At 48.9% G+C, this 26,100-nt stretch carries 22 protein-coding genes; 10 read left to right on the top strand and 12 right to left on the bottom strand.

The genetic code is table 11. The features are described 5' to 3' along the window. Nucleotides 1-428: 428 nt before the first annotated feature. The 10 genes from INR79_RS18715 (at nt 429) to msrA (ending at nt 8,279) form a co-directional block, all read left to right on the top strand. Nucleotides 429-1,244, top strand: a complete 816-nt coding sequence (locus tag INR79_RS18715) for an EAL domain-containing protein (RefSeq protein WP_223098621.1) — start codon at nt 429-431, stop codon at nt 1,242-1,244. Then, on the top strand, nt 1,241-1,537 hold the full coding sequence (locus INR79_RS18710; RefSeq protein ID WP_223098619.1) for a DUF3088 family protein: 297 nt from the start codon (nt 1,241-1,243) through the stop codon (nt 1,535-1,537). Before INR79_RS18715 ends, INR79_RS18710 begins: the two co-directional genes overlap by 4 nt. Before the next feature lie 113 nt (nt 1,538-1,650). Beyond that, nucleotides 1,651-2,019, top strand: coding sequence for an iron-sulfur cluster assembly accessory protein (locus tag INR79_RS18705; protein WP_004404109.1), 369 nt, complete (start codon nt 1,651-1,653; stop codon nt 2,017-2,019). A gap of 3 nt (nt 2,020-2,022) precedes the next feature. Next, the gene (sufB, locus tag INR79_RS18700; RefSeq protein WP_004404111.1) at nt 2,023-3,489 is read left to right on the top strand and encodes a Fe-S cluster assembly protein SufB; all 1,467 of its coding nucleotides are present in this window, start codon (nt 2,023-2,025) and stop codon (nt 3,487-3,489) included. Nucleotides 3,490-3,495: 6 nt separating this feature from the next. Next, nucleotides 3,496-4,242, top strand: a complete 747-nt coding sequence (gene sufC, locus INR79_RS18695; protein WP_004404112.1) for a Fe-S cluster assembly ATPase SufC — start codon at nt 3,496-3,498, stop codon at nt 4,240-4,242. Next, nucleotides 4,217-5,473, top strand: a complete 1,257-nt coding sequence (gene sufD / locus INR79_RS18690) for a Fe-S cluster assembly protein SufD (protein ID WP_223098616.1) — start codon at nt 4,217-4,219, stop codon at nt 5,471-5,473. Before sufC ends, sufD begins: the two co-directional genes overlap by 26 nt. Beyond that, the gene (locus INR79_RS18685) at nt 5,473-6,720 is read left to right on the top strand and encodes a cysteine desulfurase (protein ID WP_200768082.1); all 1,248 of its coding nucleotides are present in this window, start codon (nt 5,473-5,475) and stop codon (nt 6,718-6,720) included. The genes sufD and INR79_RS18685 overlap by 1 nt, the downstream gene beginning before the upstream one ends. A 3-nt stretch (nt 6,721-6,723) precedes the next feature. Further along, nucleotides 6,724-7,128, top strand: a complete 405-nt coding sequence (gene sufE, locus INR79_RS18680; protein WP_004404115.1) for a cysteine desulfuration protein SufE — start codon at nt 6,724-6,726, stop codon at nt 7,126-7,128. 170 nt (nt 7,129-7,298) lie between these two features. Further along, nucleotides 7,299-7,742 carry a peptide-methionine (R)-S-oxide reductase MsrB gene (msrB, locus tag INR79_RS18675; protein ID WP_004404117.1) on the top strand — a complete coding sequence of 148 codons (444 nt, stop codon included), beginning with the start codon at nt 7,299-7,301 and terminating at the stop codon, nt 7,740-7,742. 9 nt (nt 7,743-7,751) lie between these two features. Further along, nucleotides 7,752-8,279 (top strand): peptide-methionine (S)-S-oxide reductase MsrA, encoded by a 528-nt coding sequence (gene msrA / locus INR79_RS18670; RefSeq protein ID WP_022592363.1) that lies wholly within the window; start codon nt 7,752-7,754, stop codon nt 8,277-8,279. 53 nt (nt 8,280-8,332) lie between these two features. Here msrA and INR79_RS18665 read toward each other — a convergent pair whose 3' ends face one another. The 12 genes from INR79_RS18665 to INR79_RS18610 form a co-directional block, all read right to left on the bottom strand. Then, on the bottom strand, nt 8,333-9,109 hold the full coding sequence (locus INR79_RS18665) for an alpha/beta fold hydrolase (RefSeq protein WP_223098604.1): 777 nt from the start codon (nt 9,107-9,109) through the stop codon (nt 8,333-8,335). 34 nt (nt 9,110-9,143) lie between these two features. After that, a complete protein-coding gene (locus INR79_RS18660) occupies nt 9,144-9,680 on the bottom strand; it encodes a GNAT family N-acetyltransferase (protein WP_223098601.1) in 537 nt (178 codons plus the stop codon). A gap of 65 nt (nt 9,681-9,745) precedes the next feature. Then, complete coding sequence (locus tag INR79_RS18655; protein WP_223098598.1) at nt 9,746-10,651, bottom strand: SMP-30/gluconolactonase/LRE family protein; 906 nt, start codon at nt 10,649-10,651, stop codon at nt 9,746-9,748. 62 nt (nt 10,652-10,713) lie between these two features. Further along, on the bottom strand, nt 10,714-15,720 hold the full coding sequence (locus tag INR79_RS18650; RefSeq protein WP_223098595.1) for an NPCBM/NEW2 domain-containing protein: 5,007 nt from the start codon (nt 15,718-15,720) through the stop codon (nt 10,714-10,716). Between the two features lie 152 nt (nt 15,721-15,872). Next, on the bottom strand, nt 15,873-17,390 hold the full coding sequence (locus INR79_RS18645; RefSeq protein WP_223098592.1) for an FGGY-family carbohydrate kinase: 1,518 nt from the start codon (nt 17,388-17,390) through the stop codon (nt 15,873-15,875). A gap of 12 nt (nt 17,391-17,402) precedes the next feature. Next, nucleotides 17,403-18,242, bottom strand: coding sequence for a class I fructose-bisphosphate aldolase (locus tag INR79_RS18640; RefSeq protein WP_004404126.1), 840 nt, complete (start codon nt 18,240-18,242; stop codon nt 17,403-17,405). Beyond that, nucleotides 18,233-19,978, bottom strand: a complete 1,746-nt coding sequence (locus INR79_RS18635; protein ID WP_223098589.1) for a glycerol-3-phosphate dehydrogenase/oxidase — start codon at nt 19,976-19,978, stop codon at nt 18,233-18,235. The genes INR79_RS18640 and INR79_RS18635 overlap by 10 nt, the downstream gene beginning before the upstream one ends. Before the next feature lie 8 nt (nt 19,979-19,986). Further along, nucleotides 19,987-20,976: an aldo/keto reductase gene (locus INR79_RS18630; protein WP_223098586.1), complete on the bottom strand. Its 990-nt coding sequence runs from the start codon at nt 20,974-20,976 to the stop codon at nt 19,987-19,989. 11 nt (nt 20,977-20,987) lie between these two features. After that, the gene (locus INR79_RS18625) at nt 20,988-21,971 is read right to left on the bottom strand and encodes a sugar-binding transcriptional regulator (protein WP_004404129.1); all 984 of its coding nucleotides are present in this window, start codon (nt 21,969-21,971) and stop codon (nt 20,988-20,990) included. Nucleotides 21,972-21,981: 10 nt separating this feature from the next. Then, entirely contained in the window at nt 21,982-22,989 is a 1,008-nt protein-coding gene (locus INR79_RS18620; RefSeq protein WP_004404130.1) for an ABC transporter permease, read from the bottom strand. 31 nt (nt 22,990-23,020) lie between these two features. Further along, the gene (locus INR79_RS18615) at nt 23,021-24,550 is read right to left on the bottom strand and encodes a sugar ABC transporter ATP-binding protein (protein WP_223098583.1); all 1,530 of its coding nucleotides are present in this window, start codon (nt 24,548-24,550) and stop codon (nt 23,021-23,023) included. A gap of 92 nt (nt 24,551-24,642) precedes the next feature. Further along, the gene (locus INR79_RS18610) at nt 24,643-25,695 is read right to left on the bottom strand and encodes a substrate-binding domain-containing protein (RefSeq protein WP_022592373.1); all 1,053 of its coding nucleotides are present in this window, start codon (nt 25,693-25,695) and stop codon (nt 24,643-24,645) included. Between the last annotated feature and the right edge of the window lie 405 nt (nt 25,696-26,100).

Below are 26,100 nucleotides of genomic sequence, written 5' to 3'. Positions count from 1 at the left end.
ATTTTTCCAAGTTTAGCCAGTGATTACAGAAATATGACAGTGCTACCTTTGTTCCAAATATTGGTTGCTTAAGAGTGAGAGATTTCTGGGTATAAATTTCTAAAAATCAAAGTAATTTAGCCAATCTCACTGTGAAAGTGAGACTCGTCGGTGTAATCAGTAAAAAATGCCACTAATTTTCTCTCTGGAACTGCCTGCAAATCTTGAGTATCAAAATCTGGTATCACTCGAAATTTTTATGTAATGAACCGAATACGAAAGAATGAAAAGACGTTCTAAATGTATATATGAGTTCGTTTAACCTAACTGGTTGTTCTGAAAAGCCATTAAGGGTATAGCTGGAGGAGAGAAATCGATTGCTTTGCTGTTGGCTATTCGAAAAAACATGAACAACGTAAGTTGAGCTACAAAAATAATAAAGGCTTAATATGAAAGTGGTGTACAACACTCAGGAAGATCCGGTTCAGGACATTATTTTCACCGATGAGCAGGGGTGGTCTTACTCTTCGTTTGATGGCATTACCTTCAAAGGTGTTTATCAACCCATTTTTGACAGACAAAACAACATACATGCCTATGAAGGTCTGGTTCGTATTACCGATCAAAATGGGGATGTGGTGTCCCCCGACGACTACCTGAAACCCATACGTGGCGATTTGAAAAAGCTGATGCTTTTTTTTCTGATAACAGGAAAAATTCATTTTCAGAATTTCTCTCGTTTTTATCTGCCCGAACAGTCCATTTTTATTAACGCTCCACCCTGTGTTTTCAACACGTTGGGTAATTCTCCGGGTGCGATTGAGCAACTGTTGATACGCTTACAGGCTCTTGGTGTACCCAAGGAAAACGTCGTTTACGAAATCATGGAAGACAACAATACCGAGATGTCGTTAATGGCACAGGGCATCGCTAATTTGAAAGAAGTCGATATTCGTGTCGCGCTGGACGATTTTGGCTCTATGGGGTGTGACATGGCGCGAGTACGTCGGCATGATGTGAACATCGTGAAAATCGACAAAGCGATGGTTCAGAATTTTGTGTCTACTCGGTCACAGATATGGGAAGTGCTTGATTACTGTCAATCCAGAAACATCACGACCATCGCTGAGGGAATAGAGACGCAGGAACAACTCGCGATCATGAAAGAGTGGGGGGTGGACTATTTTCAAGGTTACTTGCTTGGAAAGCCAATTCCTGCACAAAATATACTAGGTGTTCAGAGTCAACAGGGAAATAATGAATGAAGCCGATTTTGTTTGTACTGAAAATGCCATTTATGGATGAAGGGCAAAGCTGGGTCTGCTCGCACTGCGCTATGATTGAGGGGGCACTTCAGGCAAATCCTCACTGGGAGCAGCACACGGACGTTCGCAGAATAGCATTTCCCAAGCCCAGGAATGAAGTAATTGAATTAATAGGTGAGAACAATCAGTGGCTACCTGTACTCATTCTGGAAGGTAACAATACCCTTACGCATCATGTTGAAATTATAAATTATTTGGCAGATGCGTTCGGTGGTGCTAAAGTGCACCCCTAGCCAAAAAATCTTCATTCTGTAACACTTCCTGTTTAACCACTTTGGACTTATGGTTGATCTGCAATTGATAATCATTATCATGTGCTCCATCTTTACTACTATAAGGTGTGGTTATGGCATCTCATACCGAAGGAACCATGGAGTTCTCGCTAGAGGACGCGCAATGGCAAGGTATCACTCTTACTCCCGCTGCGGCTAAGCGAATCCTGCAACTTTCGACGGACGGAAAGGCAATTCATTTGTCTGTTAAAGCGTCGGGTTGTACAGGTTATGCTTACGTCCTTGATCAAATCGAAGCTCCAGAGGAAGGCGATCTGTCTTTCGAATCCAATGGCGCAACAATCTACGTCGCCCTTTCTGCGATGCCATTCCTTGATGGCACCGAAGTGGACTATGTCCGCGAAGGGCTTAATCAGACCTTTACCTATAAAAATCCTAACGTCAAAGCCGAGTGTGGCTGCGGTGAGAGCTTTGGTATTTAGCAAATGACTGCAATTGAAATTCAGCCTGAAGTCCAAGAGGCAATGAATAAGGAAGGATACAAAGAAGGGTTCTACACCCAGCTTGACAACGACACCTTAGAAAAAGGCATTAACGAAGACGTCGTACGTGCGATTTCTGCCAAGAGAAATGAACCGGAATGGATGCTTGAATTCCGGCTTGAAGCTTATCGGTTATGGAAAGAGATGGAAGAGCCACACTGGCTCAAAGCGGAATACCCGTCTCTGGATTACCAAGGCTACAGTTACTACTCCGCGCCAAGTTGCGGTAAATGTGAAGGCAATGACCTGGAGTCTGACGGCTCTAATGAATTCCTGACCAAAGAAGTGGAAGACGCGTTTGACCAACTGGGTGTGCCTGTTCGTGAAGGTGCGGAAGTCGCGGTTGATGCGATTTTCGACTCGGTTTCTGTTACAACGACCTATCGTGATGAACTGAAAGAGCAAGGCATTATCTTCTGCTCATTCAGCGAAGCCATTCATGAATACCCAGACTTGGTACGTAAGTACCTGGGCACTGTGGTTCCACCAAAAGACAATTTCTTTGCTGCGCTTAATGCCGCAGTGGCGTCTGACGGTTCATTTGTTTACGTGCCTCCGGGCGTACGTTGTCCGCGCGAACTATCGACTTACTTCCGAATCAACCAGGCAAAAACGGGTCAGTTTGAGCGTACGATTCTGGTTGCTGATGAAGGTGCGTTTGTCAGCTATATTGAAGGGTGCTCTGCTCCTGTGCGTGACACCTACCAGCTTCACGCTGCTGTGGTTGAAGTGATTGTTCACAAAGATGCTGAAGTGAAGTACTCAACAGTACAGAACTGGTTCTCGGGCGTAGAAGGATCTAAAGGCGGTATCCTGAATTTTGTAACCAAGCGTGCCGTTTGTGAAGGTGCAAACAGCAAAATGTCTTGGACGCAGTCTGAAACAGGCTCTGCGATTACCTGGAAATACCCAAGTGTAATCCTCAAAGGCGATAACTCTGTCGGTGAGTTCTTCTCGGTTGCTCTGACGAATGGCGACCAGAAAGCCGACACAGGTACCAAGATGATTCACATCGGTAAAAACACCAAGTCGACCATCATCTCCAAAGGTATCTCAGCAGGTAAGAGTGAAAACAGCTACCGTGGCTTAGTGAAAGTTCTCCCAAGTGCCGAAGGTGCCCGTAACTTTACACAGTGTGACTCCATGTTGATTGGTGCAGACTGTGGCGCGCACACTTTCCCGTACGTAGAAGTGAAAAACTCTACAGCTCAGGTAGAGCACGAAGCGACCACTTCCCGAATCGGTGAAGATCAGCTCTTCTATTGTGTGCAGCGAGGCATCAGCGAAGACGATGCTATCTCAATGATTGTTAACGGATTCTGTAAAGACGTATTCTCAGAGCTGCCACTCGAATTTGCGATTGAAGCGCAAAAACTCCTTTCCATCAGTTTAGAACACAGCGTGGGCTAACCCAGTATGCTAGAAATTAAAGATTTAAAAGCCAGTGTTGAGGACAACCAAATCCTTAACGGTATTAACCTTTCCATCAAACCGGGCGAAGTTCACGCCATTATGGGACCAAACGGTTCAGGAAAAAGTACGCTTTCTGCCACGCTTGCGGGTAAAGAAGACTACGAAGTGACCGACGGTGAAGTTCTGTTCAAAGGCAAAGACCTTGTTGAACTAGATCCTGATGAAAGAGCGGGCGAAGGTGTATTCCTAGCATTCCAGTACCCGGTAGAAATTCCGGGCGTAAGCAACAAGCTGTTTCTGAAAACCGCGCTGAATGGCATTCGCGAGTACCGCGGCGAGCCAGAACTGGATCGCTTCGATTTTGAAGACCTGCTTGAAGAAAAAGCAGACCTTTTGAAAATGCCCGTTGATCTGCTGAATCGTTCTGTGAACGAAGGTTTCTCTGGTGGTGAGAAAAAACGTAACGACATTCTGCAAATGGCAGTTCTGGAGCCGGAACTTTGCATTCTAGATGAAACGGATTCAGGTCTGGATATCGATGCTCTGAAAGCGGTGTCTGACGGTGTGAATGCTCTTCGTGATGGCAACCGTTCATTCATCGTAGTTACGCACTACCAGCGTATTCTGGATTACATTAAGCCTGATTTTGTACACGTACTGTACAAAGGCAAGATCGTGAAATCGGGCGATCACACGTTGGCGAAAGAGTTAGAGGACAAAGGTTATGGTTGGATTATCGGAGAAGAGTAGAGACGTCGCACTGACGCGTCTGCGCTCTCTGGCTGGCCATTCAAGCTGGCAGGAAAACAGCTGGCAATCTTTGGCTCTTTGGGGAATCCCAACGGCTAAGCACGAAGATTGGAAATACACGCCACTGGATGGATTTCTAAGCCTCGATTACCGCGAGCCCAGAAAAAACAACATCGACAGCATTTCATTCGAAAGCATCAGCATGAGCTTTGATTGCTATCGTCTGGTGTTTTTTGATGGAAAGTTCAATCCAGAGCTGTCTGATGACATTCCAAACACCACGGTAACCGAGCTGAACGCGCTGGACGACGTTCAACAGCAGCAACTGGCGCATACTATCAGCCAAGAGGCGTTCTCCGCTCTGACGGACGCTACAGCGACTGCTGGAATTTATATCCACATCGCGAACAACACGCAATTGGATAAGCCTATTTATCTTTTCCACCTGAATTCTGGTGGGGACGGTGAACTGGTGAGCTACCGCCACCATGTAGAATTGAGTCGTCTTGCTGAGTGCCACATCTACGAGCACCATGTGTCTCTCAACCAAGGTGGTGGTGTGACTTGTGCGCGTCTGACTGCGAACGTGAGTGACGCTGCAAGCTTTGAACACATCAAATTGATCGAAGAAGGTTCTCTTCAGCATCATTTCGGTCACAACGACATCACGCTATACCGTGACAGCCGCGCGACCAGCCATACGTTCCTTCTGGAAGGCAAGCTGATCCGACACAACACCAGTAGCGTACTGAAAGCCGAAGGTGGCGAGATCGAAATGAACAGTCTGAACCTGCCGAAACAGGATCAGGTGTTTGATACTCGTACTTTCCTTCGTCATAAATCCGCACACTGCAATAGCCATCAAACACACAAAGTGATCGGCAAAGACAATGGTGTGGGCGTATTCAACGGCATGATTTACGTTGACAAAGGTGCCATCAAGACAGACGGTCAAATGGACAACCATAACCTTCTGTTGAGCGAAAAAGCACAGGTTAACAGTAAACCCCAGTTGGAAATTTACGCCGATGACGTAAAATGCAGCCACGGTGCCACAACGGGTCAAATAGACCAGAATCAGGTTTTCTACCTGCAGGCTCGTGGTATTCCGAAAGCTAAGGCAGAAAAAATGATCACCTTTGCATTTGCAGGTGAGCTGACTGATGCCATTGAACATGAAGAAGTTCGCAAACACATCATTCGTCGTATTGAACAAAAACTGGACCTGTAATGAGCACTGAAATAAACCAAGATACCAACCCATGGCGCAAAGACTTCCCGACACTAAATCAGGAAATCGACGGTAAACCATTGGTGTATCTTGATTCAGCTGCCAGTGCTCAGACTCCGACCAGCGTTATCGACCGCATGACAAGCTTCTACCGCGATGAATACGCTTCGGTGCATCGCGGGGTTCACCAGCTAAGTGCTGCGGCAACCGATAACATGGAGCAGGTACGTGACAAAGTTTGCACCTTTCTGGGTGCAGACACTCGTGATGAAATCGTATTTACCAAAGGCACCACGGAAGCCATAAACCTGGTTGCCAACGGTTACCTGCGTCCGCTGCTTCAAGAACGAGGCGACAAGCCAAGCGAAATCGTGATCTCTAATCTGGAGCATCACGCTAACATCGTGCCCTGGCAGATGCTGGCGGAGCAGTTCAACCTGACCGTGAAAGTCTGGGAAGCCGACGAAAATGGCGAACTGGACATTCAAGCGCTAGAACCTCTGTTGTCTGAAAACACGGTACTTGTGGCGGTGGCTCACATCTCCAACGTACTGGGTGCTCGCACTCCGATTGAATCCGTGACTCAACTGGCGAATGAACGCGGTATTCCTGTGTTGCTGGATGGTGCTCAGGCGGTGATGCACGAAACGGTGGATGTGAAATCGCTGAACTGCGATTTTTACGTGTTCTCCGCTCACAAACTGTACGGCCCAACAGGGATTGGTGTTCTGTATGGTAAGAAGTCTCTTCTGGATGCCATGAGCCCTTGGGAAGGTGGCGGCGCTATGATCGACAAGGTCTGCTTGCCGACCGGCACTACATTCAACCAAGCGCCGTGGAAATTCGAAGCCGGCACACCAAACATTGCTGGAATTCTTGGACTGGGTGCTGCGATTGATTACGTACAAGAAGCCGGTCTGGACGCGATTGCTCAATATGAGAACCAGTTGATGGATTATGCACTGACTCAACTCTCAACTATTGATAATATTGAGGTTTATGGCAAACCAAGCCATCGAGCTGGCGTAATACCATTCAATCTTGGCGAACACCATGCGTATGACGTTGGGACGTTTCTGGACCGATACGGCATTGCGGTTCGCACAGGGCACCACTGCGCGATGCCCCTGATTAGCTCGTTGGATCAATCGGCAGTTTGTCGTGCTTCTATTGCCCTCTATACCACCCGTGAAGACATTGACGCTTTGGTGGCAGGGCTGAAACGAATCAATATGTTGTTAGGATAAAAGATGACACCAGAAAAACTGGTCAAAAACTTCAACCGCTGTCAGGACTGGGAAGAAAAGTATTTATACATCATCGAATTGGGTGAGCGTTTAGCACCAATCTCCGATGATAAGCGAATCGATGATTACCTAATCAAAGGCTGTCAGAGCCAGGTTTGGTTGGATCAGGTTCAGGATGACCAAGGTGTTTTCCATTTTTCAGGTGACAGTGATGCCGCCATTGTAAAAGGTCTAATCGCAGTAACAGTGATTGCCTTTGAAGGGAAAACAGCCAAAGAGATTCTGGATTTCGATATTAACCAATGGTTCGAAGAGCTAGAGCTGCATAAACACATCACCCCCACACGCTCTCAAGGCTTGTCAGCCATGGTGGCAAGCATTCAGAAAACCGCGGAAATTTATTCCTAACTACCTCGGTCTAATAAATACCCGCTTCTTCTGGGGCGGGTATTTTCTTATCTCTTCTCATCAAACCGTTTTAAGACAGTAATCCTCAAAATTCTGAGCACGCTCTGATCGTGTTCCGGGTTTTCTGTCTATAAACAAATCAGATGAGAACCGACAGCGAGGTAAACATCATGTTGAATTGGCAAAGTGTGATTGAGTTCGCCAGCAATGGGAACCTGAAACCTGATCGCGTCATTCACAAATCTGAAGCTGAATGGCGTGCACAACTGAGTGACGAGGAATATCGAATTACTCGCCAGAAAGGCACTGAAAGGGCATTCAGTAGTGACTCGTGCAGCTTGTTTGAGCCGGGTATCTACCATTGCGTATGTTGTGATACGCCGCTGTTTGATGCGGATGTGAAGTTTGAATCTGGATCTGGGTGGCCTTCGTTTACGCAGCCTGTTCGGGCTAATGCGATTGCATACCATATGGATGAATCTCATGGTATGCGCAGGATTGAAACCACCTGTAACACCTGTGAGGCGCATTTAGGGCATGTATTCCCCGATGGTCCACCCCCTAGCGGGCTTCGTTACTGTATGAACGCTGTCGCGCTGAAGAAATCCGAATAGGAGGTCAATATGACTTTATCATTAGCCACAATAGGTGGCGGTTGTTTCTGGTGCACTGAAGCGCTTTTTCAACAGGTGCGCGGTGTAAAGTCTGTGACCAGTGGTTACAGTGGTGGTCACACCAAAAATCCAGCCTATCGGGAAGTGTGTAACGGTACGACTGGGCATGCAGAAGTGGTTCAGATTGAATTTGATGACAGCGAGATAAGTTTTGCTGACTTAGTGGAGATTCATCTGACGACGCACAACCCGACAACACCCGACAGGCAGGGCGCGGATCGTGGTACTCAGTATCGGAGCATTATTCTCGGGCACGACGAATCTCAATTGAACGTCGCCAAAGAGGTGATAGAGAAGTTAAAGCCTGAGTTTTCCGATCCCATTGTGACCGAAGTAAAGCCCTTTGAGGTGTTCTATAAAGCAGAAGGGAAGCACCAAAACTATTACCGAGCGAATCCGGAAGGCAGATATTGCCAGATGGTGATTTCGCCTAAGCTGGACAAGTTTCGTGTTACGCATAGCGATAAACTGTCCTGAACTAAGCGCCCAACCTCGGGCGCTTTTTTTGTTTAAAAGTGGATTGTTAGACCTTACGAAACCATTAACGAAAGAAGTTTCTGCATATTGTCTAAGTCGGCATGCTCGCCCTGTTCTTCCGGAATAAACTCCGCGCCCAGCTTTCTGGCAGTTTCTTCAGCGGCAGAGAAGGGCACCATGGTATCCACTTTGCTGTGTTGAAGCACAATAGGGGCTGTAATGTTTTCAAATTCCTCGCAGGTCATTGATGCCTGGAAATGGATTTCCTGACCAAGTGCAAAACCACCGTGAGCCATGGTGAATTGATACATTTCACTTTCAAGCAATTCCGGTGATACCTCTGGGAACAGCATGTCGTGGAGTTGGTTTCCAACAGAAATACGGTCGCTGTTTCTTGCAAGCTCGTATAACGCTTCCAAAGTCGGTGGGTAAAGTTTCAGTATGTCCGGGTCGCACACTAAGGGCAGCCCGCTAAAAATCCATACTTTGGAAATCCGACTATCCAGTGCCGCCAACTGATAAGCATGGGGAGCGCCCGCAGAAATACCAAACAGTTCACACTGAGTTATTTCAAGGTGATCCAGTAACTGCTGATAGAGTTTTGCGATGTCTCGATAGTGTTCAAATTCAACGGGGGAAGCATTTCCGTAACCTGGGCGGGTAACGCTGATCAGCCTTCGATTATGAGAGCTAAAAAACTCCCCCAGTTGGTCTAGCTTTGCGCCGCCCAACAATCCATGAAAAGCAACGACTACAGGGTGGGATTTGTCTCCATAGTCGCCATATTCGATGTGGTGGCGACCATCGTAGCAATAAAGTGAAGTACTCATTGTCCTAATCCTTTATTGAGCCAAATCGCTGGTATCAACGCTCGCTTTTCAGTAAGCCATAAATGGCGTGATCAACAATTCGGCCGTTGAGATTTTCATTGCGTCTTATTATGCCTTCCAGCTTCATTCCAAGCCTTTCCGCGACCGCGCGGCTTGGTTTGTTTTCTTCAGCCGCATGTAGCTGAACCTTTTCTAATTGATAGTCGTCGAAGGCGATGTCGATAAGGGTCTGACATACTCGTGTCACGATGCCATTTCCCTGCGCCGATTCGGCGATCCAGTATCCCAGTTTGGCTTTACTCAAGTTGTTATCTATGTTGAAAACAGAGGCGTTTCCGACCAGTTCACCTCGAAATAGAATGGCACAGCTCAGTGAGTCACCTTCTGCGTAGCTCTTTAATGAAGAGCGAACGAAGTTGAGGAAATCTTCTTCTGAGTCACAATGTGGTGGCCACGCCAGCCATTTTGAAAGGTACTCCAAGTTTTCATTGCGTAGCCTGAGATAATCAGTCGCAAACGAGGGTTGCACCAGTGCTAGCTGAATGTCCTTATCTATCTCTTTTGTAAACATATACTCAACTCAAAATCCTTCTTTTCAGACAAGGTATCGAATCTTTATAGGAAAGACAATGCACTTCAAGTGGTATTAATTTTATTGAGTTTTTCTGAGAGCAAAGGGGAATCAAATTCGAATTCGGTATCAGCAATCGCGCCTTCCAAATCCACTTGAAAGGTCGCACCTGAAAGAGGGAGTTGCTGAAAATCTGACTCGCCCATTTCGTAGCTTGCCGTGGTGACGGCGAGCTTGTCATTACCGATAAAAGTACATCGGGTTGCGTGTTTAACGGGAAGTTGGATTCGCTGGAAAGGCTGACCTGTGTGGCTATAGGTTGAGATAAGACCCGCGTCCCAGTGGCAGATATAGAGCGTGCCATTGGCATCCACTTTTAAACCATCAGGCATGCCGTCTTCATCAGGTAATTTCACGATAATTTTTTTGTTCAGTACCTGTGTCCAGCTTGAATCCATTTGGTACTGATACACTTCGCGCTTAAACATATTACTGACGTAGGCAAGGTGTCGCTTTTTATCGAAAGCGATACCATTGGCGACCGAAAACCCTGTGTCTATTTTGGAAAGGTTTAGCGTCTGTCTGCTGAGGATAAATAACCCTCCGTCGGGGGATTCCAGCTCTTCGCTGTTCATGGTTCCGACCCACAGATCGCCCGCTGGGCTGGCAACGCCATCGGTAGGTCGCAAAGTTGGAAAGTGCTCTACCGGGTTGGCGATAAATTGATGGAATTGAAAATCCTCATCCATTGCGTAGATGCCGATTTTGGTCACCACTAGCCAACCCGAAGGCTTCAGTTTTGCTAATGCGGTAACGGGCAGATCTACGTGGAATTGTGTGGTCTGTTCACTCTTTAGATTGAATCGATAAATAGAATCGGATTCCGCATCAACCCAAAGAAGACATTGACCAATGCACACCGGTGACTCACCAATGATGCAACGGGTATCGTCCAGAATAGAATAATTCATGGTTAATTATACCTTTAGAAAAAAGGCACCAGAGCTCTGGTGCCTAATAGGGAAGGGGAGGATCAGTTAGAAAGGCGCAGTCGGGCTGCTGCCCAGTCTGCATGGTCGTGACCAATCCCATCGCCAGCACCTGTCACTTTTAAGGTGAGTGACGTTGCTGTTGAAGGAATGGCTATGGTTACCTGGTCTGCACTGCCTCCGCCCGTCAGAGTCGAGCTTTGGAACATTTGAGTGCCATCGATTTCTACTTTGAAGATGACCGAGCCCCGATTACCAACTTCATCGTCTACCCCAATGACGGCACTGAATTGGTTATAGGTGCCCGCACTGAACTGATAGGTCACCACAGATTCAGCGTGAACGCCCAGTCCTTTTTCGAAGGTTTGACCATCTATGGTGATGGTGTTGCCATCCGCACTGCCTTGTTCTCCATTGGAGCGGTTTTTCTCAATCGGCCCCCACCCGTTAGTTGAAGAGGATTCTGGCAGATCACTCAGGTAAACGTAGCGGGAAGGATTGGTCAGAGCGATTTGAGTTCGGAACAGGCTGCCGTCACCGGGATCTTCCGGATGTTGCCAGTTAGTTCCGCCATCAGGGTCATACGAAAAACCGATTCCCGAGGTTGGTCCGCTGCCCCCTTTACCGTTACTGATGCGCAGCTCGAAGCTATGCCACCCGGGGTTCAGGTTTAGGTTTTCGGTGGAAACGACATCTCTCCAGTGCTCACTTCTCAGCACCAGAACACCATCAATCCAGAGACGGGTTTTATCGTCGATATGTTCTCTGAAAGAGAGATTGCCGTCGGCATCGTAGATGTATCCGGTGTATATTTCGGTTGTGTTTCCTGCAATGCTGTCTTCAGTTTCGCTCAAATCGATAGTCACGCTGGTTCTCGGGTTAACATCACTCACGTTGATATTCCCCGAAACCGTGCCGTAGTAGAGACCGAAAATTGAAGGTGACTCCACTTTTTCTCTCAACTTAGCGTCTGCCCAGTCAGCATGGTCGTGACCCACTCCGTTTCCGCCATCTTTGACCACCAGTTTCAGTTCTCCATGGCTGTCATTGATGGGCAAAATGACAGCTTGAGTTGCGCTGCTTCCGGTGAGCACACCACTCTGGTAACTCAGCACGTCATCCAGATAAATTTCAAAGGTGACTGAGCCTCGGTTACCCACTTCGTCGTCCACACCTATTGCGGCTGTGAACTGGTCGTAGTCCTTCTGAGATAGGTCATAGGTAATTTCGGAATGAGCATGGACCCCTAAACCCTTCTGATAGGTTTTCCCGGCAAGACGGATTGGGGAACCATCTCCCGAACCGGACTCACCATTACTCTGATCCTTTTCGATAGGTCCCCATCCGTTATCAGAGCTGGTTTCTGTAAGATCGCTCAGATAGTCGTACTTCGGTGCCGCTGGTGGTTCAGGCACCAGAATAGGCGGACCACCGTATTCAATTTGCTGAAGATAAGCGACGATTTTCGCTCGTTCAGCTGAGTCGGATACCGTGTGCTGGCTTCCAATCTGGAGTGCCTCATCCAGCGTTGCGGCTTGTCCGTTGTGGTAATACGGAGCAGAATCCCAGAGTCCAATCAAAGTTGGCGTTTCAAAGCCCACCCCTGCCAGTGGCTGGGAAATCCCTTTCCCCGAAGATGCCTGAATGGTGCCCACATCATGACGTTGAAAGTCTGTGAGGTAGCCTCCGCTATGACACGAAGCACAACCTTTGTCTTTGAAAAGCTCTCTACCCGCTAGCGCTTCTTTCGTCATTCCCCCTCTTTCGGGTCGATATGGACTTTTAGGGAATTGATTTAAGCTGGTGACGTAGAAGGACAGGTTATCCAGATCTTCGCTCAGACCCATTTTAGGCTGACCGAGTGGATCTTCGACGTCGCTAAACAGGCTGTCATCAATAAATCCTCGACCCCCAAAGGCAGAGCGAATGTCATTCTCGAAGTCATGAATTTCATCGAAGTTGGCCGTCCAGTGAACCCGTCCGTGACCTAGCCCTGTTCGCCCAACCAACGGAATGGTGTTGCGCAGCCCCTCTCCGCGATCTGTGAAGTCCCACACTCGTGCATCAGAGTCACCACCGGTGTGACAACTTGCGCAGGAAAGATAACCATCCTGAGTCATTCTGGCGTCGGCGGCGTTGTGGAAGATCTGTTTCCCTGCCAGCACTCTGGGGTGCAGAGATTCGTTGGCGACAGTCGTGGTTTCTGCGACTCGGGTGATATCGCCCAGATGACTTTCAAAGTTGCTGACATCGTAAACCACCACCGAACGAGACAAGAACCCATGAACAAACAGGTGATTGCCAGATTTAACCAGTCCAACTGGCGCTTTTCCGCTGTCTGCCAGTTCATTGACCCGACTCAGGTTGTACGCGTCACGTATTTCAACGCTGTTTTGCCCTTCAATGACGATGTACGCGTAGTCACCCAAATTACTGAACTGAATCGCTTTAGGCTGCGCTCGGTTATCAATATCGAGCTGAGCGCTGGCTAATTCTTGGTTGGTGTTCAAATCGATCTGAGAAACGATAGCCCGAATCGTGGTTTCGAAGGTCAATGCTTTGTCTTCGCTGCCTTCATTGAACTCTCCTCGATCGACGTTGGCTTTGTTTGACGGTATCCAGGCTTTCCCCCCATCTGGAGAAATGGTGATGGCATTCAGGTAATTCGGTATCCCTCGGCTGCGGTCTGGTCCGTCGATGGTGCTGGTGTCTTTTGCCAACTGAATCACTTGCCCAACCGACATCCCATTGAGGTTAACTTCTACCACTTCAGCGTGGCTCTGCGGAGAGATAAAGCGCGTGATGTAAGCCGTATCGGAGTCGCTGTTGATGGCAATGCCTCTGGCAGAGTGACCCACCACCACTTCATCCTGAACGGCTCCGGTGGATGGGTTGAGTTTGAGCAATTTGCCGCTGGCGAGAAGCGTAACAAAGGCTGCACTTCCGTCAGGCGCAAATGCGACACCATAAGGCTGGGAAGCTCGCGGCAGATCAATGTCCCGCACTTTACTGCCCTGAGCGGTGAGCACAGTGATGGAGTCGTCACTCTGGTTGGTCACCCAGATGTGCCCATTAGGTGCGATGTCCAGCGTCCTTGGTCTGTCACCGACAGGGGCTTCCCATACTTTGCTAAACGGGCTGTTTGCTGAAATGGCGGTGACGGTGTCGTTATCCTCATTAACCACATACACCTGATTTCCTGACTGACTGATCGTGGAAGCGGTGACCGGAGGTGTAGACGTTGGTGGATGATAAGCGGTGACACGCCTGGTGTTGGAGGAGCTGAAGTTGGATTCCCGCACAGTCACAACAGGTTGCCAGTGACCTGGAGAGGTGTAGGTATGGCTAACAGCAGACTGGGTAGAAAATGCCGTTGGTGAACTGCCGTCGCCAAAATCCCAGGAATACTCCAGTGTTCCGTTTCCTATGGCGTTGGCACTGGCGCTTAGGGTAATGCTTTGCCCGACCTCCGTAGACGACGGAGCAGAAATGGTCAGGTTGTGCGACTGAACATTTCCCGTTGAAAACAGGTACTGCTGTTGTGGCATCGCGTTACCTGCAAAGTCTTCAATACCGTCAAGGGTGACCACATACGTCTGGTTGGTATCGAGGTTCTGACTCGGGCTAAAGTGAACAAAACCCAGATTGACACTGTATGTACCGCTCAAAGGAGTATTGTCACCGAACTTAGTGACTTTGAATGAGTTGCTGTTGACCGACTCCATCAAAACGCTGTCAGACAGCGATATTCCGATTCGGCTGGTTACAGGTACATGAGACTGTTCGCTGGCGGGCAGGGCACGAGTTAACGTGGGCGGTGTGGTGTCTTTGTCGGATTGCCATGCGATAAGTCCGCTACCGCTACCATGATCGTTACCCACCCAGACCATGTTCCCGAAAGCGAACACTTGTCCGTGGTCTGTGTCAGACCCAGTCGCATTTAGAGACCCCTTACCTAAACTTGAAATGTTATTGATATCAGAGACGTCTAACACCGAGATATCGTCCTGATTTCCCAGCATTAAGCGGTTGTCCTGAAGGTTACAGTAAAGGTTTACAAACCCGCTTTCAGAATCGCTCAACAGCGTGAATGGATTGGTGGTGGTGTCATAGATTCGGAGCTTGTCGCCCGCGCTTCTCGCACCAAAAAAGGCTCGTTTCCCATCCCAGCAAGAGGCGTAGTAGGTTTCTGGAAGGCTAGAAAGGGTTTTGGTCAGAACCGGGTTTTCCGGATCATCAATATTCAGAATCGAGAACCCGCTGCGGTTATTCATGCTGGACAAATAGAGTTCATTTCCCAGCGCGAATATCGGCCCCACAGTAAAGCCACCCAGTTGATTGGTTGGCACGGTTTTCACCACGTGTGGGTTATCAACATCCGAAGTATCTACAATGGTTAGCCCTGCGTTCCCTCGCGCGACGTAAAGGTAAGGTGCCTGCCAGAAAAGTTGCCAGGACACATTGTTGTAATCGCCAAAGTTAACGCCGGATATCGCAAGTTTACTTCGCTGAACCGGGTTGTTTACATTACTCCAGTCCCAGATTTCAATGCCTCGTCCAGTTTGTATCGCGATAAGGTGGTTTTCACTCAATCCAAAAGAGTGAGGTTCACGAAAATCACGTGTTCTCAGACCATCTCCGGTGCGGTTGGCGTTGGAGGTATCAGGTTCGTAAATTTGCTTCACTAAGCTGATGCTGCGTGGATTGGATACATCGAGGGCTATCCATCCCCCCGGAGCCTGACCACTATCAGGGGCGAAAATGCCGACCATATAGCCGTTGAGCATGGTCATCACATTCACACCAAAGTGCTTTCTTCCGGGATAGTCGGGTGGGAGGATATTGGTGGTATCGTCAACAGAGGGGGTGGATACCTGGGTGAAAACTTCACCAGAAGAAAACTGGACGTTTCCAAGCCCCGGTCCCTGTGCGGCCAAAGCCCCTTCTGAAAATAGAAAGAAGGGGCTCAACGCGGCAAAAAGCGCATTGGCACATTTCGTTATAAGCCGTCTGGATTGTGTTTCCCTACGACCAGAACTCGAAGGTTTCATAACTCGAATTCCTCATTCCTGTATTGAATTCTGTGGCTTTTCAATTCGGATAGAGAACCTAAAGTGAAAAACCACGCCAGTGTAAAAAGGTGTAACGACCCACTTTGTTGTTCTGATTTTTATTGTTTTGCAGGTTCTGTTACTGAGTAATGCTAAGGCTCCTTATTGCCTTGTGGAGAGGTACCAAAATGGTTGATCCAATCCGACACTTGCAGATAGCGGTCGTAACGTTTTTTTAGCGTCGCCTGATGAGTAGGTTCAGGCGTAAACACCTGCACCGGGCTTCGCATCGCTTTAACTGCCTCTTCAAAACTTAAAAATTGCCCCGTAGCATGCGCCGCAGCCATAGCCACACCTTTGGCACCTGCTTCGTTGCATTGAGTAATGTGAATATCGATATTGAGTACATCAGCAAATAGCTGGCACCAGAACTGGCTTCTTGCTCCGCCACCGGAAAGCAGAGCTTTGGTAAACCCTATGTTGGCTGTGCGGAGTTTATTTACATGTTCCAGATGCCCGAAAACAATGCCTTCATAGATGGCGTAGAGCAGGTGGGCTTTTTTATGCCAGCCAGCCAGATCAAAGAAATTGCCTCGGGCTGCTCCGTTGTCGCCAGAACCGTATAGATAGGGGTGAAACAGGGGAAGGATTTCGCTGATTTCGACGTTTTCCACAAGCTGATTGCAAAGCTCAAAAATGTTTTCACCAGCGCTCAGCTGCGCCTTCTCAAACTGGAAAAACTCCTGCACAAACCACTCCAGGTTTGAAGCTGAGGTGGCACTGCTCTCAATCGCCAGATATCGGTTGTCTGGAAACAGACAGGTCATAAAGAGCCGTTTATCCGGGAGTTTGTTGGTGACAACCTGATTGATGCTCCAGGTGCCGGTGACGATAGACGCATCATTTTCATCCCAGACACCTGCCCCCAGCGCACTGGCGATAACATCAATCATGCCTGCAATAACTGGTGTTCCAGCATCCAATCCCGACTGTTCTGCCGCCTGAGTAGACAGCTTTCCGATGATCTCGTCACTGTGGACTGATGTAGGGATGGCTTCGGTGATTTCCTGGATATCCAAGAGCGTCAGGAGCTCTTCGCTCACCTGATGGCGAGGAAAATCAAACAGTCCAGATGCACTGAGGTCGCTGTAATCTGTGTACATCTCTCCTGTCAGGCAGAAGTTGAGGTAGTCTTTGCAGAAAAACACAGTACCAATCTGGTGATAGGTTTCGGGCTGGTTTTGCTTGAGCCAGCTCAGCAACGTTGCGGTTTGCGATGCCCACACACCTTGCCGGTTTAACTCTCGGATTTCTGCTATTTTGTCGCCCGACTGAATGTCTGCCACCAGATCCGTTGCCCGGCTGTCGAGGGATTGAATGCCAAGCAACGGCTGGTGGCGTTTATCCAGTAAATAAGCGCCATTACCATGACCGCTGACGCCTATTGCGATGATTTGGTCGCCACTGATCCCTGTTTCTTTGAGCACCTGCTTTATAACCTCACAGCACTGTTGCCATAGCCTGTTCATGTCCAGCTCGGTATGCCCGGGATGAGGGAAAAGTGTTTCGATAGTGCTGGCATGTGAAGCCAGCTCAACCCCTTCTATATCCAGAAGTGCGGCTTTTATCGCGGTGTTTCCGCAATCTAATCCAAGGATGTAGCGACCCATATTTTGTTCCTGCTAGCGTTGATAAATGCCCAGTGCGTCATTAACCGAAGCGTTATCGTGGATCATCGCCATTAATGCTTCGACCACCTTTGCAGGGTTGGGGTGTTGGTATATGTTGCGTCCGTAAACCATGCCAAGCGCTCCCTGATCCAGCAGCGCACGGGCTTTGGAGAAGACGCTTTCAATGTCTTCTTTGCCACCGCCGCGAACCAGAACCGGACAGCGGGCTGCCTCGACCACTTTGTGGAAGTCGTTCGCATCGCTGGTGGGGTCGGCTTTGATGATGTCTGCGCCCAGCTCTCTTGCTACTCGAACCAGAGTCACAATCTTCTCGCAGTCGCCGTCCACCATGTATCCGCCATTGCCCGAGTTAGGCTGCATCACCAAAGGTTCAATCATCAATGGCATGCCGTATTTTTCGCAGTCGAGCTTGACCTTACTGATGTTTTCAATGCACTGGCGAAACAGGTCTGGTTCATCTGGCAACATGAATAAGTTCACGACGACACATGCCGCGTCCATCTGAACGGCCTGCAATACAGGATCCTGATGGTTTTGCAGCAGCGCCCACATCACACGGTGACGTTCGGCGTTGTAAGGGTTACCAAGATCTATCCTCATCACCAGCGCTGGCTTGTCTTTACCCTCGATGTTCTGAAGCAGGTCAGACTGCCCATAAGTCATCTGAATGGCGTCTGGTCTGGCATCGGCGAGCTGTTTTACGACCGAAGCCATGTCTTCAAGACCGTCCAGAAAGGTTGGTTCATTGCAGACTCCGTGATCGATGGCCACGTCCAGACATCGACCGTGGTTCATCAATCGTTTCAGTCTTACTTTTTTGCTCATATACATAATGCATTCCTTGCAAGTTGAGGATAAGTGTCAGTTAACGCCTCAGCTGGCGTTAGCTGTAATCCGTTGTAAAAGTTGAGGCTGTCTATTGTGGCTTGATGCATCTGCATCTTGGTCTGGTCATCCCAGTCCAGCGTGTCTGCCATCAAGGTGATGATCTCGCAGAGAGAGGCATCTGAAATAAGCCCTTCGATAGCGATGGAAGTGCGCCTTTGAATTAAATCGAGCGGGTGGTGAACGTATTCGTTCTCTATTAAGTAGATCAGCTCTTGTTCTGTGAACTGAGGCAGAGTCGATAGCGCCTTTTCCGGCGATGTCATAGCGCTTAACATGGCTTCGCATTCTGTGCCATAGCGTGCAAGAAGACGCTCCACCATCGGTCGAGAGGTAAAAGGCTGCGCGCTTAATCGGTCAAGGTAATCAGAGTATTCCTGCGCACTTTCAGGAAAGTTTTTTCCGCCTCCGATGCGAAGCGACTGAGTGGAGCGAAGGCGCGGCTTTCCTAAGCTTTCTAGCACCTTATCTGTGACCTGTTCTGCAAATGCCCGAAAGGTCGTCCACTTCCCTCCCACCAGTGAGTAGCCGGTGAGTTTGCCATCAGCGAGTTTGTCTTCTCGTATCTGATGGCTTCGGGGGATTTGCCCTGCCGTTGCCTTGCTTGCGGTCCCCAAAGGGCGTATGCCGCTGAACTGATACAAGATATCCGAAGGCTCAATTGAGATGCTGGGGAAGATAAAAGAGACCGACTCGATAATGTAAGCCACTTCCTCTGGCGTGCAGTAGATGCTGTCTGGCTCCGAAACCGGAATGTCGGTTGACCCGATCAACACTTTTCCGAGATACGGAAACATGATGCAGACCCGGTTTTCCTGATTCTCGTAATAGACCATGTCTCCTTTGAGCGCTGCCAATAGCTCCGGATGATCAACAATAATGTGTGACCCTTTGGTATTGCTCAGGTAGGAGGTAGGGTGACCTCCCTGCTGGTTCACCTTGTCTATCCATGCCCCAGTGGCATTAATAAGTTGGGTGGTGGTCACGCAAGTCTGATGACTGCTGATGGTGTCCGTTAACTGAATTTCGCCGTCTGGCAAAAGTTGAGCATGAACGTAATTCAATGCATGGGTGTTGCCTTGCAGAGCATTGGCTTCTTTGACCAGTTCTATGGCAAGCCGCTCTGGGGCGCTAATCCAGGCATCGTAATAGTTGGCGCAGTATTTCACGTCTTGGGAAAACTGTGGCCAGCGAGTTTCTGTCGCTTTATGGCTTAACATGCGATGAGGTGGCAGCACCTGATCGTGGCGAGTAAACAGGTCATAAAGCCCCAACCCTAACTTCACAATCAATGCTCCACGTTCTGAGGTGGGGCGCTCGAACCCTAAAAATCGCAGCGCCGCCGAAGTAATGCCTTTGGAAATGGAGGTTAAGGGAATATGAGTTCTTAACGGATGAACACAGTGCGGAGCGTTCTCCAGCAGCCGATTGCGCTCATACAAAGACTCTTTGACCAAATCGAATTCCGCATTTTCCAGATAGCGAAGCCCACCGTGAATCATTCTTGAAGGCGCGGCGCTGGCTTTACTGCAAAAATCGTCTTTTTCGACCAGCAGAACCTTGAGCCCCTGCAAAGCAAGATCCCGATAGGTAGCGATGCCGTTGATACCGCCGCCTATGACTACGGCATCAAAGTGCGCTTTGTTCTCAATAGATTCCAATGGGCGACGGTTTACCTTCATGCTCCCCCCTACGCGCTCTGATGAATGCCAGACAGGTGACGATTCACCGCAGAAGAAATCAGCGATATGACGTCTTCAGAGAGTGTCAGCTCTCCTGCTCTGGCGTTTTCCTGCGCTTGTTTCGGGTTGCGTGCGCCGCAGAGGGCGTAGGTAATTCCGGGCTGGGACAAAGTCCATGCAATCACCAACTGAGCAACAGAAACGCCATGGTCATCGGCAATGGGACCGATTTGCTGGCAGAAGTTTTGAACAAGCTGGCGGTTTTCCTGTGAAAACCAGGGATCTGATATCCTTTGATCATCGCCACTGAACTGTGTCTGAGCAGAGACTTTTCCAGAAAGCAGCCCTAATGCCAGAGATGAATAGCTAAGGCAGGAAACCTGAGAGTTTCGAGCATGTGGCAGTAAGCTCTGCTCCAGTGAACGATCAATCATGTTATAGCGTTCCTGAATGGCGTCGACCGGACCGTATTTCTGGTATTCCTGAAGCTGTTCAAGAGAAGCATTGCTGATCCCGATAGCGCCAATACGCCCCTCTTTTTTGAGTGCCAGCAGTGTACTCATGGTTTCCTCAATGGCGGTGGTATCGTCCTGCCAGTGGGTTATGTAGAGGTCGATGTAATCGGTTTTCAGGCGACGCAGGCTTTGCTCAAGCTCGTAGCGAATCGATTCTGCACCTAAGTAACGGTGAACCTGCTGTCCTTCTTCTTCAAAAAAGTGGTTGCCCTGTTGAGTGTGCCAGACTAAGCCGCATTTGGTGGCGAGCACCACTTCTTCGCGCCTGCCTGCGATGGCTTCACCAACCAGTTCCTCTGAGCGACCCAATCCATAAGCAGGAGCGGTATCAATCAGAGTGACACCGGCATCCAGTGCCGCGCGTATAGCATCAACCGACTGTTTCTCATCGGTGCCTCCCCACATCCAGCCACCCATGGCCCAGGTGCCCAACCCGATCACCGATGCGTCGATGTCGGTTGTTCCGAGTGTTCTTGTCTGCATTTTTTAATCCTTTAAATCATGTGTTCCAGCACTTGTTTGGCGGTGTTTTCATCGGAGATTAATGTATTGATGAAATTGCCATTCAGTGCAGCGAGAATCGGCACAACCTTGCTTTCACTGGCTGCAATACCAATCCTCATCGGGACGTTTCTCAGCTCTTCCAGGGTGAGCCCAACCAGCTTTTCGTTCAGCCTGTCCATGCATGACGCGCCCTTTACATTGATAAGGTGAGCCAGCATTTCGCCTTCGCATAGGTTTGCCCGTATCTGGGCGCACTCCTCTTCCGACATATTTCTTCTGAGGTCGAAGTAGCTTTCCGAACCGGTCGCCAGTGCACCTACGCCAACCAATGCAATGTCGGCGTTTCTGGCCAGATCGAGCACTTCCTTGCAGGTTTGCATTCCCATGAGTACATCCCGATCTTCTCTGGTATCAGCAAAAAGAGGGGCGTGAAGCTGGTAAGATTTTCCTCCCAGCTTTTCTGCCAGCGAGTAAGCGAGGTGATTTACATCGGTAAAGTATTTCCCCTGAACCCCTCCGGTAGCGGGCACAACCGTGACTTTGTAGCTGCGAGTTGGCTTAATGACTTCCACCAGTGTGGATATGGCTTTACCCCCACTGACGCAAATCACGTCGCCATCGCGCAGGCGGTTGAGCAGAAGTTCGGCAGCCGTTTCTGCCACAAACTTGAAATTCACACTTGGGTCGGTACTCACCGAGGCACTGAGTGTGGCGTCCAGCAGGTTGGTTTTTTCCACCAACTGGCGCTCGTATTCTGCGACATCGGCGTGTTCGATGTTCAGGTTGATTTCCACCAAGCCATCTTCCCGCGCACTGCGGATAATGCGGTTGACCTTCGCAGCAGACAGAGAAAGGTATTTCGAGATGTCTGCCTGACTTTTGTTTTCAAGGTAATGGAGTATCAAAACCTTACGCACCAGCCAGTCCGCTTCGCGTTTAGCCTGTACTGATTTGATGTTTGAGACGCTAGCCATCTGTTCCTCCTTAGCTCGGTTTCTTGTTAAGGATGTGGTCGACGGCAACGGCAAACAGCAGGATCAAGCCTTTGATGAAGTCCTGCCAGTAGACAGAAACATTCAGCAGAATCAGAGAGCTAGAGACTACGCTGAGAAGTGCAATGCCTAGAATGGCTCCAAGTACGGAACCCTGACCGCCGTTAAAGCTGGCTCCACCAATGACCGCTGCCGCGATGATGTTCAGTTCCAGCCCGACGCCGAAGTTAGGGGTCGCCGCACCAAACTTAGACATGTAGATGATGCCTCCAAGCCCGCAAAGCGCAGAGCAGAGCACGGTGACCCAAAGCTTGACCTTGTTAGTTCGAATACCCGAATATTCTGCCGCTTTTTCATTGCTTCCGGTGTAGAAGACTTTGCGAAATGCCGTTGCATTACGGAGTAGGTAATCGGATATGGCAACCACGACTAAAAAGATAATGATTGAGAAGGGAACCCCATACAGCGTGCCCTGACCAATGAATTTAAACTCAGGGGGAAGGGTAAACAGCGAAATGGGAGTGCCCTGTGTAATGATCATGCTGGCACCGCGCGCAAGCCCCATAAATGCGAGGGTGACAATAAAGTGGTGTAACCCGATTCGGGTCACGCATAGCCCCATCAGATAACCGATTCCCCCCGACATCACTATCGAAGTCAGGCTGGCTAACCAAGGGTTTACGCCGAGAATAAAAAGCTTGGCTGCAAACACCATTGCCAGGCACATAACCGCACCTACCGACAAGTCAATGCCTCCGACAATGATCAACATGGTCATACCCACAACCACTATGCCCTCAACTGAGAACGACAGCAGCATGGCTTTCATGTTGGCCCAAGTTAGAAAATAAGGTGACGCAAAGCTCATGGTGACAAACAGCGCCACGATGATCAGAATTAAGGTAAATTCGCGCATGTTCTTTGTTCGTGAGAACAGGTTTCTGACCGCGCTTTTTGATTGAGATTCCATGCCTTTATTGGCTGTTAAATTGTTGTCCATACTTTTTCTCCGCACTTGAGCGGGCCTCGTATTAGCAAGCAGCAACGTGCTGTTGAGTAACGCCCGATGCCAGACGCATGATGTTCTCTTCTGAAATTTGACTGGCGGTAAGCACGCCTGCGTTTCGCGATTCGCACATCACCATGATGCGGTCGCTAAGACCAATGACTTCAGGGAGTTCTGAAGAGATGACGATGATGGCGACCCCTTCATTGGCGAGCCTTCGAATCATCTTGTGGATTTCGGACTTCGCGCCAACATCGATGCCACGGGTCGGTTCATCCATAATGATGACCTTGGGTTTCACCGACAGGCTTTTGGCAATCGCGACTTTTTGCTGGTTGCCACCACTGAGCGAGGAAACCGGCGCTGACATGCCACTGGATTTGAGATTCAGTTCGTTGGTCAGCCGTGTGGCCTGTTCGTCTTCAAGGTGATGCTGAATGAAACCGCGTCGTGAGACTTGATCAGGGTTAAGGGCGGAAACGTTGGATGCGATTGAAAGCTCCAGAAAGACGCCGTTTTCTTTGCGATCTTCCGAAAGATAGACAATGCCCGCTTCGATGCCGTCCTGATAACAACGGATGTCCAGTGTTTTGCCTTTGTAAGCTACATCACCACTCTGCTTCGCCTGCAATCCACAAATGGCTTTGACCATTTCAGATCGCCCAGAGCCTATCAGCCCTGAGATGCCAAAGATCTCTCCCTGATGCACGCGAAAGTGGATGTCTCTGAAATATCGATTGTCCGACAGGTTTTTCACCGAAAGCAGAGTGGGGTTATATTCAACATCCTCTGGGTATTTTTCGGGGTAGAGATTGGTTAGCTCGCGTCCCACCAAATCGTTGACCACCTGTTCTGGGGTGGTGTCGCTGGTGGGGTAGCTCACCACCAGATTGCCGTCTCGGAACACTGTGACCTGATCGCAGTGTTCAAAGATCTCCGCCATACGATGGCTGATGTAAATAATGCTGATCCCTTTTTCTTTTAGCTGATGCATGATCTCAAACAGGATCTTCGATTCGTTCTCGGTCAGTGCTGCTGTCGGCTCGTCCAGGATGAGGATATGGCAGTCGAGCGTCAGGGCTTTGGCAATTTCGACCAGTTGCTGATTCGAGATACTGAGCTCGCTCAGCAACGCATTTGGGTCGATATCTGCCAGTTGCGAAATTGCCGCTTTTGCCTGCTCTTTCAGCGCTTTGTAGTCCATAAACCACTTTTTCGATGCGCTGGTTTTTGCCATTAAGATGTTTTCAGCAACGGAAACGTCCGGGCAAAGGGCAATCTCCTGATGGACAAAACCGATGCCTTTGCGCTGCGCTTCCAGTGGATCGGCGATGCGTGTTTTCTTACCGTTCAGATAAATGTCGCCTGAATCTGGCTGATAGATCCCGTCAATAATCTTCATCAGGGTAGACTTTCCGGCGCCGTTTTCTCCCGCCAGGGCGTGGATCTGACCGGGCATCAGGGTAAAACTGACGTCCTCCAGAGCAACGGTTTTCCCGAAGGTCTTACGTACGTTTCTGATTTCCAATACCGGTGTAACTGATGTAGCTGACATAGGTATCTCCTGTGTAGGCTGGGTACTTTTGTTTTTGCCCGAACAGATCACGACTCCTTTTGCTGACCTGTTCGGGAGGGCGACTTATGCTGTTATTCGTTGATGCCTTTTGTACCGCGTTTTTGTAGATACTTATCCCAGTAGAAATCGTCTGCGTTCTCTTTGGTCACAATGGCGAAACCATTGTCGACAAACGGTACTCCCATTGGGTTGTAACCAGAGCGTTGGTAGTCGTTCATCGGGTCGATGAGGTTCGAGTGCGCCGCAAGATAGAGCAGCATCATGCCCATGTAACCCTGCATACCCTGATTAGGGTTGACCGCCCCGAAGACTTCACCCGATTTGATCATGTCCAGAATTTTGGCATTCACATCCGCATTCATAACTCGGATTTTTCCGCCCAGTTCTTTTGCAGCTTGCGCAGCGCCCAATGCAGAGGTGGCTTCTGGCATGAATACCGCACCCAAGTTAGGGTTTGCCTGTGCCATCGTCATTACGGCGTTGTATGCCTTGGTGACGTCGGTGTTACTGGCGGCGCGGGATACCAGCTTCATGTCTGGCCATTTTTCTTCCATACGGGCGATAAAAGCAGCGATACGGCGGTCGTGGTTATCCTGCCCCGGGTTTTCTAATACCGCGTATTCACCTTTTCCACCCATAGACTCCGCAATGGTGTCGGCTGCGTGGCGACCTTCTGCATAGTTGTCGGACGTAATAAAGGAGACTCGTTCACTGTTTGGTGAGTCAGCGGCGAACGTCACAACCGGAATTCCCATCTCTTTTGCGCGATTGATGGGTTCAATAAACGGATCAGGATTCATTGGGTGCAACAAAATTCCCGCGGGCTTTTTAGCTAAAACCTGCTCAAATGAAGCTAACTGTTTGTTCACATCGTATTCCGGTGTGCCTGTATAGACAGTTTTGCATCCCATCGACTTAGCCGCTTGTTTCATCATCTCGTACACGGGGAACCAATACTCAACACCGCTAACCATAACGTTCATGTAGTACGTTTCTCCGGGCTTACATCTGAATGGTTCAGAAGCAACAGCCTGAGTGCTCATTCCTGTCATGGCGACAATTGAGACTGTCGCTACACCAAGTAACTTCTTCATGTTTAAAGAGAATGGGTTGAACCTTTTCATTTAACACTCCTTGTTTTGGGCAATGGATGCCCATCATCGATAAGGTCATGGGGATAAAATTTTTGGCTGAACGAAATTTCAGAAAAGTGAAATATCTTTCAACTGCGTCAAGAATAATCACCCTGCCTGAAGAGTGTCAAAGCTATTTTGATACTAAAAATCTCATTTAATGTTGTTTTTGGTGGTGTTTTTTAACAAAAATAAAACAAGTTGGAAAGGGTAATACCTTGTAAATTTAAAGGTTTTTGAATGGTGAAAGGGGAAGCATCAAGTGAATTTTACAGGGTATTAACGAATCGTCTGAAGTGTGATCGATTTCTAATTATTAAGTCATTTATCACTTATTATTTTATTATAACGATACAAAAAGTCTCATTATTATATTTACAATTACATCAAGTAGAG

This window comes from Vibrio sp. SCSIO 43132 (assembly GCF_019904195.1).
GTDB classification, from domain to species: domain Bacteria; phylum Pseudomonadota; class Gammaproteobacteria; order Enterobacterales; family Vibrionaceae; genus Vibrio; species Vibrio nigripulchritudo.
The sequence above is the reverse complement of the archived record's forward strand: the minus strand, read 5'-3'. Positions and strand labels throughout refer to the sequence as shown.

Excerpts from the sequence above, each read along its gene's own strand:
- INR79_RS18715 (WP_223098621.1), top strand. The coding sequence starts at position 429 with ATGAAAGTGGTGTACAACACTCAGGAAGATCCGGTTCAGGACATTATT.
- INR79_RS18710 (WP_223098619.1), top strand. The coding sequence starts at position 1,241 with ATGAAGCCGATTTTGTTTGTACTGAAAATGCCATTTATGGATGAAGGG.
- INR79_RS18705 (WP_004404109.1), top strand. The coding sequence starts at position 1,651 with ATGGCATCTCATACCGAAGGAACCATGGAGTTCTCGCTAGAGGACGCG.
- sufB (WP_004404111.1), top strand. The coding sequence starts at position 2,023 with ATGACTGCAATTGAAATTCAGCCTGAAGTCCAAGAGGCAATGAATAAG.
- sufC (WP_004404112.1), top strand. The coding sequence starts at position 3,496 with ATGCTAGAAATTAAAGATTTAAAAGCCAGTGTTGAGGACAACCAAATC.
- sufD (WP_223098616.1), top strand. The coding sequence starts at position 4,217 with ATGGTTGGATTATCGGAGAAGAGTAGAGACGTCGCACTGACGCGTCTG.
- INR79_RS18685 (WP_200768082.1), top strand. The coding sequence starts at position 5,473 with ATGAGCACTGAAATAAACCAAGATACCAACCCATGGCGCAAAGACTTC.
- sufE (WP_004404115.1), top strand. The coding sequence starts at position 6,724 with ATGACACCAGAAAAACTGGTCAAAAACTTCAACCGCTGTCAGGACTGG.
- msrB (WP_004404117.1), top strand. The coding sequence starts at position 7,299 with ATGTTGAATTGGCAAAGTGTGATTGAGTTCGCCAGCAATGGGAACCTG.
- msrA (WP_022592363.1), top strand. The coding sequence starts at position 7,752 with ATGACTTTATCATTAGCCACAATAGGTGGCGGTTGTTTCTGGTGCACT.
- INR79_RS18665 (WP_223098604.1), bottom strand. The coding sequence starts at position 9,109 with ATGAGTACTTCACTTTATTGCTACGATGGTCGCCACCACATCGAATAT.
- INR79_RS18660 (WP_223098601.1), bottom strand. The coding sequence starts at position 9,680 with ATGTTTACAAAAGAGATAGATAAGGACATTCAGCTAGCACTGGTGCAA.
- INR79_RS18655 (WP_223098598.1), bottom strand. The coding sequence starts at position 10,651 with ATGAATTATTCTATTCTGGACGATACCCGTTGCATCATTGGTGAGTCA.
- INR79_RS18650 (WP_223098595.1), bottom strand. The coding sequence starts at position 15,720 with ATGAAACCTTCGAGTTCTGGTCGTAGGGAAACACAATCCAGACGGCTT.
- INR79_RS18645 (WP_223098592.1), bottom strand. The coding sequence starts at position 17,390 with ATGGGTCGCTACATCCTTGGATTAGATTGCGGAAACACCGCGATAAAA.
- INR79_RS18640 (WP_004404126.1), bottom strand. The coding sequence starts at position 18,242 with ATGTATATGAGCAAAAAAGTAAGACTGAAACGATTGATGAACCACGGT.
- INR79_RS18635 (WP_223098589.1), bottom strand. The coding sequence starts at position 19,978 with ATGAAGGTAAACCGTCGCCCATTGGAATCTATTGAGAACAAAGCGCAC.
- INR79_RS18630 (WP_223098586.1), bottom strand. The coding sequence starts at position 20,976 with ATGCAGACAAGAACACTCGGAACAACCGACATCGACGCATCGGTGATC.
- INR79_RS18625 (WP_004404129.1), bottom strand. The coding sequence starts at position 21,971 with ATGGCTAGCGTCTCAAACATCAAATCAGTACAGGCTAAACGCGAAGCG.
- INR79_RS18620 (WP_004404130.1), bottom strand. The coding sequence starts at position 22,989 with ATGGACAACAATTTAACAGCCAATAAAGGCATGGAATCTCAATCAAAA.
- INR79_RS18615 (WP_223098583.1), bottom strand. The coding sequence starts at position 24,550 with ATGTCAGCTACATCAGTTACACCGGTATTGGAAATCAGAAACGTACGT.
- INR79_RS18610 (WP_022592373.1), bottom strand. The coding sequence starts at position 25,695 with ATGAAAAGGTTCAACCCATTCTCTTTAAACATGAAGAAGTTACTTGGT.